This window comes from Allocoleopsis sp. (assembly GCF_036703385.1).
Taxonomy (GTDB): domain Bacteria; phylum Cyanobacteriota; class Cyanobacteriia; order Cyanobacteriales; family Coleofasciculaceae; genus Allocoleopsis.
The window spans coordinates 1-7,164 of record NZ_DATNPA010000487.1 but is presented as its reverse complement, the minus strand read 5'-3'; the positions used below and the strand labels follow the sequence as shown (position 1 = coordinate 7,164).

Genomic DNA, 7,164 nt, shown 5'->3' with positions numbered 1-7,164 from the left:
GCTGCCTGTTTAGCGTTCCCAACATAGAATTCGAGGTGATCGAATCCTTTAATGGGGCAAAAGTCGCTCATTTAAATTCCTCCTTAATTTAGGTGACTCCTCCAGCAGCCGGACTTCCTACTCGATGTTAGAGGGCTGTAGAACAGCAAACAGTGTCCTGCGAACCGTAATGAGTCTTTACAAAGAGAACATAAAAAAGAAAAAGCGAGACCTCATGGATAAATCCAGGGAATTAAATCAGGAAGTATCGATTGATTCCAAGTCTCTGCTTGCGTTACCCAACAAGTTCCGATGGGGAGCAACGCCTCTTCTTCCGTACTGCCTCTTCTTACACGCTAACCCAGTCTGCCTTCAAAGGGCGATCGACCCCTAGAAACATCCCTCTTTCGGCGGAATTCACCCAATGGCTTTGAGGAAATATGCAATGATTCCTATAGGGGCGTATAGCAATACGCCCCTACTCCTGAGACCTACAAGTTAAAGCCTGGTGAGTGTACTTGAGTTTCGATTGTGAACTAAAAGCTCTTACTAAGATTATAAAAACTCTTTATAGACTTCTTCAAGGATTAATTCTTAACAAATAAAATTAATTTAGCAGGTATAATTAACTAAGCTATCCGTAAAATACCCCTAATAAATACAGCTGGAGAGGTAGGTTGCTAAAGAACAACACCAAGATGAAGCCAGCGCTTAGGAACTCGGAGCCACTCCTAGATGATATAGACCGACAGCTCTTGTGTCTCTTACAAGAGAACAGCCGCATGAGTAGCGCTGAATTGGCACGTCGGGTTAATCTCTCAGCGCCTGGGTTACAAAAAAGGTTGAAAAAGCTAGAAGAAAGCGGAGTGATCGGACGCTACGTGACGTTGGTCAATCGCGAAGCACTGGGTTTGGATCTGCTTTGTTTTGCACAGGTTACCCTTGCCCACCATCAGCCGGACTGCGTTGGACAATTCTGCGATCGCGTCAAGGGACTACCAGAAGTTCTAGAGTGTCACCATCTTAGCGGTGAATTTGATTACTTGTTAAAGGTGGTTGTTGCCAACCACCAGCACTTAGAAAAGTTCCTGTCTGAGAAAATCACCCGCATCCCAGGCGTAGACAGGATTCGGACGAGTATCGTTCTCAATGAAATCAAAGCTTCAACTTCACTGCCATTGGATTAGAGATTTTAGCCGATAGCCTGTACTTACTAGGAGCTCGTTCCACTTGCTCCTGTCGCCTGTGCCACAGCTTTCCAGGCATCGAGTACAGCCTTGTAAGTTTGAAGATTCTCCGGTCGGTAAGTCGGTTTACATTCGTAATGCCAACGATCTTTCACGCTGTCGTGTAATTCTTGAAGGTCATCAGAGATATCGCTGATTTCACGTATGATGCGCCCCGTCAGTTGGTAAATACCGTGGAGTTTGTTGTCAAACGGGATAGTATAGTCAGGCTCAAGGCCGTACTCGATCGCGTTGGGGTCAAGGTCAAGCCCAAGACCGAGTTCTTTGATTTGTTCCATCATCCATTGCAAAGCCGCGTCTGATAATCCTCGTATCTCCTCGGTGCCACCCCCAATACAGCCATGAGTACCTGGAAACCAGACTTGGCGTAAGAATTGATTCGGATTCTTTTCGCTTTTCTTCATGGGGGTTACGTTAAAAACTTTGCGCTGTTCGTCAATGGCAACAGCGTGTAGCGCATTCTGGATGCACTGATTCAAAGTGGTATCGTAAAACTGATATTTGGCGTTGATCCAGTTGTCTATGGGTAAAAAAGGGATTTGATCGGGTACGCCCAATGCACCAACCGTATCCCAACAGCCCAGTAGAGTGATGGGGACTTTGCACCTGTCAAGCTCCTTTCCATCCTTTCGTCCATGATCCCGCCGAAAATTGATGGCTTTTTTATCCCCCGGCTTAATGTTGCGATTGCGGTATAGCTCATAAGCCTCAGGCGTTTTGCGGATGTTTTGGCGTGACAGTAAGCCTGAGCAATAAATCAATCCAGCCAGACTCCGTGCCGTGTAGGCACCACGACTAAAACCAAATAGGTAGATTTCGTCACCTTCGCTATAGTTTAGACAAAGGAATCGGTAAGCATTCTGAATGTTTTTATCAATTCCCCAGCCAAAGGCTCCGCCCCCCAGCTTGTCCATCTCGTCGCCTGTGCCAATACCCTCTTCGTAAAATACGATTTGGGGGACTCCATCGTCAGCGATTGTCTTGACCGCTTGAGCCATCTTAACCACGTTCGTCGGGTAGGCACTGGTTAGCTTTTGCCATGTGCCATCGCAACATACTACGAGGCGTTTCATCGTTTCTATTTCTCCATGCAGGTGTGTCATTGTTTACCCTAACAAATTGACATCTACCTTAAGGGGTAAATTTTAAATTTTATAGCTTGTGAACTGAATAGGGTTGTGGTCAAAACCCGTTGGTAGATGCGATGCGCTCAGCTCACAACCAGTTACCGACTAGAACAAAGGCTGACCAGAAATAGGGATGAGAGAAGTCTTGTTGGTGCAAAACTGCCATTTGAGCGCGTCGCAGGGCTTTGGTTATTGTGTCCTGTGTTCTGCTTAGTTCTTGGTAGAATTGGCTCATCAGTAAGCTGGTTGCTTCGTCACTGACAAACCACAAAGAGGCGAGAGTACTCCCTGCTCCTGCTCTTACAGTCAACACCCGCTAATCCTAACGCCCCCTGATAAAACTAAATTCTGCCCAGCTACTAAATCTCCTGCATTTGTAATTGCTTTGGGCTGATTCAACCCATATTGCACACCAAGGGGAACACTAAGCGTCAGTAAGGGAGGGACTTGTGGGTTTTTGGCTGTGAATTCAAACCCATTGCTAAATATTACACTCTCTGCTGTACTCGCCAAAAATGAACCCGCGATATCTAGCTGTGCATTTGACCCAAAAATAATCCCATTGGGATTGAGCAAAAATCAAGAAGCCCAGCCATCTACGTCTAGCGTCCCCAGAATAGTCGAAATATTACTCCCCGTCACGCGAGTGAGAATGTTCTCAATGTCTGAAGGATTGGCAAAATAGACCCTTTGTCCGTCTAAAATATTAAACTGTGAAAAACTACTGAGTTCATCACTCCGAATTCATCGATGCTCCGTTTCATATCTACCTTAAGAAAGGTTTTTGAAGTATTTACCAGGAAAGAATTAGTATAGGGGCAAAGTGTGCGATCGCATAGCTGTTTTTCAATGAAGAATTATTGCAGATTTGAAGGGGTGAAACTCAGTGCCTGCGTCGGTAAAAGTGCTTCTCTCATCAGTGGTGGATTATGCCGGACTTTTCCCTCCTGCAAAGCTCGGCATCAGGGAAGCGATGATGAATTACGCTAAAGCTCAGATGGCTCCTTACGCTTGGATGCTGGGTCGTTTTGTGTTGCCAGCATCCAGATTGGATGAGTTTGAAGCACTCCTGCCTCAATTAGAAGAGAGTAAAACAAGTCAGTGGTCGCTCAGTGTTCTGCTCTCTCAAGAGATGGAAACAGAGATCGAGAGGGTGCGATCGCTCAATAATCCAAATATAGCTATCTCAGCCCTAGAAATTCCTCCGCTTCTACCGACAGAAATAGAGAGAGTGTTCCCGTGCCTCCCGACTGGAGTTGACTTATTTTTTGAAATTCCCCTTCACAAAGGCTTGGAGGCATATGTATCGGTTTTGCAGAAAATCGATGCATCGGCTAAAGTCCGAACGGGAGGTCTCACCGCCGAGGCGTTTCCCAGTGTGACCCAACTGTGTCAGTGCATCTGTGCGTTTGCTGAAGCTAGAGTTCCGTTTAAAGCAACTGCTGGTCTGCACCACCCATTACCAGCTGAATATCGCTTGACATATGAGCCAGATAGCCCTTCCAGCAAAATGCACGGCTTCCTGAATGTTACTATCTTGGCAGCACTGGTTTATTGGCAGAAAGTAACACCAGAAGAGGCTTTAGCGATTCTTGAAGAATCCTCCATCAATAAGTTCCAATACAGAGAAGATGGTATTGATTGGAGTAATTATCAACTTAACTTTTTAGAAATCGAAACGGCTCGACAACAGTTCTTCCGCTCATTCGGTTCCTGTTCCTTTGAAGAACCAATACATGACCTGAAGAATCTGAACCTGTTGGGCTAATCAATACTTCAGGCCTACCCTTGTTCTCCTTATCTCCCCATCCCCCTATCCGCTTATGAACCGATCCATTGATGCCACCCATGACCCGAATTTACGTAGTTGGGTAGAATCGGCGAATCAAAAAGACACCGATTTCCCCATTCAGAACTTGCCGTTTGGCGTGTTTCGCAGGCGGGGTAACGCTGAACCCTCACGAATTGGGGTTGCGATCGGAGACCAAATTTTAGATTTGACCCGATGTCGCGAAGCGGGACTGCTTCAGGAACTTTCCCAAGAACTGCAACAAGCCTGTACCGCACCTAGCTTAAATCCATTGATGGCGATGGGGAGTGAGGCTTCATCAGCATTACGCCGTCGTTTGAGCGAACTGCTGCGAACTGATGGGGAAACGCCTCCTCCAGAAGAGGGCATTCTCATCCCCATGCCCGAGGCTGAACTCCTATTGCCTGCTACCATTGGTGACTACACGGACTTTTACGCCTCAATTTTTCACGCCACTAATATTGGGAAGTTGTTTCGCCCCGATAATCCGCTCTTCCCCAACTATAAATACGTACCCATCGCCTATCACGGACGTGCTTCCTCAATTGTGCCCAGCAGCACCCCAGTCAAGCATCCCAAGGGTCAGAGAAAGCGTCCGGAAGAAGCAACACCTAGTTTTGGCTCTTGTCAACTATTGGACTACGAGTTAGAAGTCGGGTTCTTTGTGGGTGCCGGAAATGAGCTGGGGCAACCTGTTGCGATCGCAAACGCTGAGGAACACATCTTCGGGCTTTGCTTAGTCAACGACTGGTCGGCACGAGATATTCAAGCCTGGGAATATCAGCCTCTTGGCCCCTTCTTATCCAAGAGCTTCACCACTACAATATCACCTTGGGTCGTAACCTTGGAGGCTTTAGCTCCCTTCCGCTGTTCGGCTTTCCAACGTGCAGAAGGAGACCCTCTGCCGTTGCCTTATCTCTCCTCGCCACAGGATACCAGCTTAGGTGGTATCGACCTCACCCTTGAAGTGCTGCTGCGATCGCAACAGATGCGTGATGCGGGGATGCAGCCGTTCCGCTTGAGCCTGGGGTCTTTCCAGCAGATGTACTGGACAATCGCTCAGATGCTCACCCATCACACCAGTAATGGTTGTAATCTCCGCCCTGGAGACTTGCTAGCCAGTGGGACAGTTTCTAATGTTCAGGAAGGTTCACAAGGATGCCTGCTGGAAATTACCCAGCGGGGTACATCACCTGTCGGACTACCAACAGGTGAGGTTCGAGCCTTCCTGGCTGACGGAGATGAAGTCATCCTTCGCGGATACTGTGAGAAAGAAGGCTACGCCAGAGTAGGTTTCGGAGAGTGTTGGGGCTTAGTCCTCCCAACTGATTAAATCAGTGACCAAATAATTACTAATTCGTAACGGTTTAAGCGATCACCATTTTCTAGGGGGGAATTGTCCAGTGCGAGGAAGGTGTTTTAACCCTAACAGCCGCAGTGGGTAAACTTATGTTTATCCTACCGAGATCAGGGAGAGCGATCACGCAGCTAACCATGCATTATCTCTATCATTTCCATTTCTGCAAGTGTCCAGCAAATCTCAGCTATAGTTAGTAGCCGTAATGTGTGGATTGTTATAGTGGATATTAGCTGGACTGGAGAAAAGTGGAGCATTTGTAGATCATGCTCAATCGATTCAACAGAATTTAGAGCCTGGTAAGGTGCTTATCCTAACTGATGATTACATTTATCGCTATATTCGTCCCGGACTAGGTGATCCAAAACTTCCATATGCTTCAACTAGCAACTATGGTCACAAAGTCATCTTCAAAGCTCGGAATGGGCAAATGTATGTTGTTTCAATTCCAGCGCGTAAGCTGAAAAAACAGCCAACTATTGAGGATCTTCCCAATTTACAGGTTATTTTGTCCAACGTTGAAGCATTACATTGTGATATGTATGACTCCGCACTCTTCCCTGTGGCTTTGGTCAATAAGTTGGTCAGTTTATCAGCACATCCTAGCCAGCGCATTCTACAAAAGTTTGCCAGTAAGTCTATCAGTCAATAACTTCGTTAGTTATTTCAGAATAAAGAATAAACATGGTAAAAGCGATCGCACTTCTTCACAACTACTCAACCCAGTTTTCTAATGAGAGTGTAGGAATGCGAGAGAACTCTCGGACATTGTTGGTGACAAGAGTAACTCCCAAACTCAAAGCATGAGAGGCAATGAGCATATCCATTGCACCAGTGATGAGTCCTCTACTTTCTAGATCGCTTCTGATAGTACCGTAAATCGTCGCAGCGCCTTGATTGAATTCGACAATTTCTAGAGGGAACAGGAATTGCAGCAGAGCGGTGCGATTTTTATCTTGCTGTTGGCTTTTAGCGACTCCATATTCGAGTTCGGCAACAGTGATGGAAGAGATACCAACATCAAAAATGGTGAGGGATTGAAATTTGTCCAGCACTTTTTGAGGTTTTTGCTTGATGAGGTAAATGCAGATATTTGTATCAAGCAGGTATCGCATTTAGAAGCTCTCTCTGGTGTCGAGGACTGGCTGCTCTCTGGTAGTCATAAAGTCATCGGAGAAATTATCTAGACTATCGATGAGGGATTGCCAGGGGTTATCTTTTGCAATGAGGACAATGGCGTTACCAATTTTTTTGATATAGACCTCTGTACCTGAAAGCTGAAAGTCTTCGGGCAAAATAACAACTTGGTATATGCCATCAGTAGTAATTTTTGCGGTATTCATGCGTGCTGTTCTCCTTAAAGAAGTTAGTATCTATAACGGCTTAATAAAATTAATTGAGCTTCTTCACAGTTGGTTGATTAATTACTGGCTAATTTCTGGACAAATACGGCATGTTCAGGAGATTGCACGCCCTCCTGTAAAGCTGCCAATACGCGCTGCATATTCCCAGCCAATAACTCTGAAACCGCTAACCACAACCCAGGAAAAACTCGACTCCGTATAATTCCATCGGCATCAGTGGGTAAATCGAGATACTCACCCTTGTCTAGATAGAGCCAGCTAATTTTCTGATCGAGGACTT

The 7,164-nt window shown here is 46.1% G+C and carries 8 protein-coding genes and 2 pseudogenes; 4 read left to right on the top strand and 6 right to left on the bottom strand.

Going from position 1 to position 7,164, the window contains the following annotated elements; all coding sequences use genetic code 11:
* Window positions 1-677: 677 nt before the first annotated feature.
* Window positions 678-1,166 carry an Lrp/AsnC family transcriptional regulator gene (locus tag V6C93_RS23950; protein WP_333479183.1) on the top strand — a complete coding sequence of 163 codons (489 nt, stop codon included), beginning with the start codon at window positions 678-680 and terminating at the stop codon, window positions 1,164-1,166.
* A 26-nt stretch (window positions 1,167-1,192) separates the two neighbouring features.
* Here V6C93_RS23950 and V6C93_RS23945 read toward each other — a convergent pair whose 3' ends face one another.
* The 3 genes and pseudogenes from V6C93_RS23945 to V6C93_RS23935 all read right to left on the bottom strand — a co-directional run bounded on the left by V6C93_RS23945 (window position 1,193) and on the right by V6C93_RS23935 (window position 3,097).
* Window positions 1,193-2,299, bottom strand: coding sequence for a DUF2235 domain-containing protein (locus V6C93_RS23945; protein WP_349262826.1), 1,107 nt, complete (start codon window positions 2,297-2,299; stop codon window positions 1,193-1,195).
* A 142-nt stretch (window positions 2,300-2,441) separates the two neighbouring features.
* The gene (locus tag V6C93_RS23940) at window positions 2,442-2,666 is read right to left on the bottom strand and encodes a CHAT domain-containing protein (RefSeq protein ID WP_333479181.1); all 225 of its coding nucleotides are present in this window, start codon (window positions 2,664-2,666) and stop codon (window positions 2,442-2,444) included.
* Window positions 2,660-3,097: pseudogene (locus V6C93_RS23935) on the bottom strand (filamentous hemagglutinin N-terminal domain-containing protein). Before V6C93_RS23935 ends, V6C93_RS23940 begins: the two are co-directional and overlap by 7 nt.
* Before the next feature lie 160 nt (window positions 3,098-3,257).
* Between V6C93_RS23935 and V6C93_RS23930 the strand changes: the two are divergent.
* From V6C93_RS23930 to V6C93_RS23920, 3 genes are all read left to right on the top strand, one after another.
* The gene (locus V6C93_RS23930) at window positions 3,258-4,121 is read left to right on the top strand and encodes a hypothetical protein (protein WP_333479180.1); all 864 of its coding nucleotides are present in this window, start codon (window positions 3,258-3,260) and stop codon (window positions 4,119-4,121) included.
* A 55-nt stretch (window positions 4,122-4,176) separates the two neighbouring features.
* The gene (gene fahA, locus V6C93_RS23925) at window positions 4,177-5,496 is read left to right on the top strand and encodes a fumarylacetoacetase (RefSeq protein WP_333479179.1); all 1,320 of its coding nucleotides are present in this window, start codon (window positions 4,177-4,179) and stop codon (window positions 5,494-5,496) included.
* A 328-nt stretch (window positions 5,497-5,824) separates the two neighbouring features.
* Window positions 5,825-6,172, top strand: a complete 348-nt coding sequence (locus tag V6C93_RS23920) for a hypothetical protein (RefSeq protein WP_333479178.1) — start codon at window positions 5,825-5,827, stop codon at window positions 6,170-6,172.
* 61 nt (window positions 6,173-6,233) lie between these two features.
* Here the strand turns inward: V6C93_RS23920 and vapC are convergent, their stop codons facing one another.
* From vapC to V6C93_RS23905, 3 genes and pseudogenes are all read right to left on the bottom strand, one after another.
* A complete protein-coding gene (gene vapC / locus V6C93_RS23915) occupies window positions 6,234-6,635 on the bottom strand; it encodes a type II toxin-antitoxin system tRNA(fMet)-specific endonuclease VapC (RefSeq protein ID WP_333479177.1) in 402 nt (133 codons plus the stop codon).
* Complete coding sequence (locus tag V6C93_RS23910) at window positions 6,636-6,863, bottom strand: type II toxin-antitoxin system VapB family antitoxin (protein ID WP_333479176.1); 228 nt, start codon at window positions 6,861-6,863, stop codon at window positions 6,636-6,638.
* Window positions 6,864-6,940: 77 nt separating this feature from the next.
* Window positions 6,941-7,164 (bottom strand): annotated as a pseudogene (locus tag V6C93_RS23905) (Uma2 family endonuclease); the annotation flags it as partial.

What these genes read in the sequence shown, in the direction of transcription:
- V6C93_RS23950 (WP_333479183.1), top strand. Translation starts at nt 678, where the DNA reads ATGAAGCCAGCGCTTAGGAACTCGGAGCCACTCCTAGATGATATAGAC.
- V6C93_RS23945 (WP_349262826.1), bottom strand. Translation starts at nt 2,299, where the DNA reads ATGAAACGCCTCGTAGTATGTTGCGATGGCACATGGCAAAAGCTAACC.
- fahA (WP_333479179.1), top strand. Translation starts at nt 4,177, where the DNA reads ATGAACCGATCCATTGATGCCACCCATGACCCGAATTTACGTAGTTGG.
- vapC (WP_333479177.1), bottom strand. Translation starts at nt 6,635, where the DNA reads ATGCGATACCTGCTTGATACAAATATCTGCATTTACCTCATCAAGCAA.
- V6C93_RS23910 (WP_333479176.1), bottom strand. Translation starts at nt 6,863, where the DNA reads ATGAATACCGCAAAAATTACTACTGATGGCATATACCAAGTTGTTATT.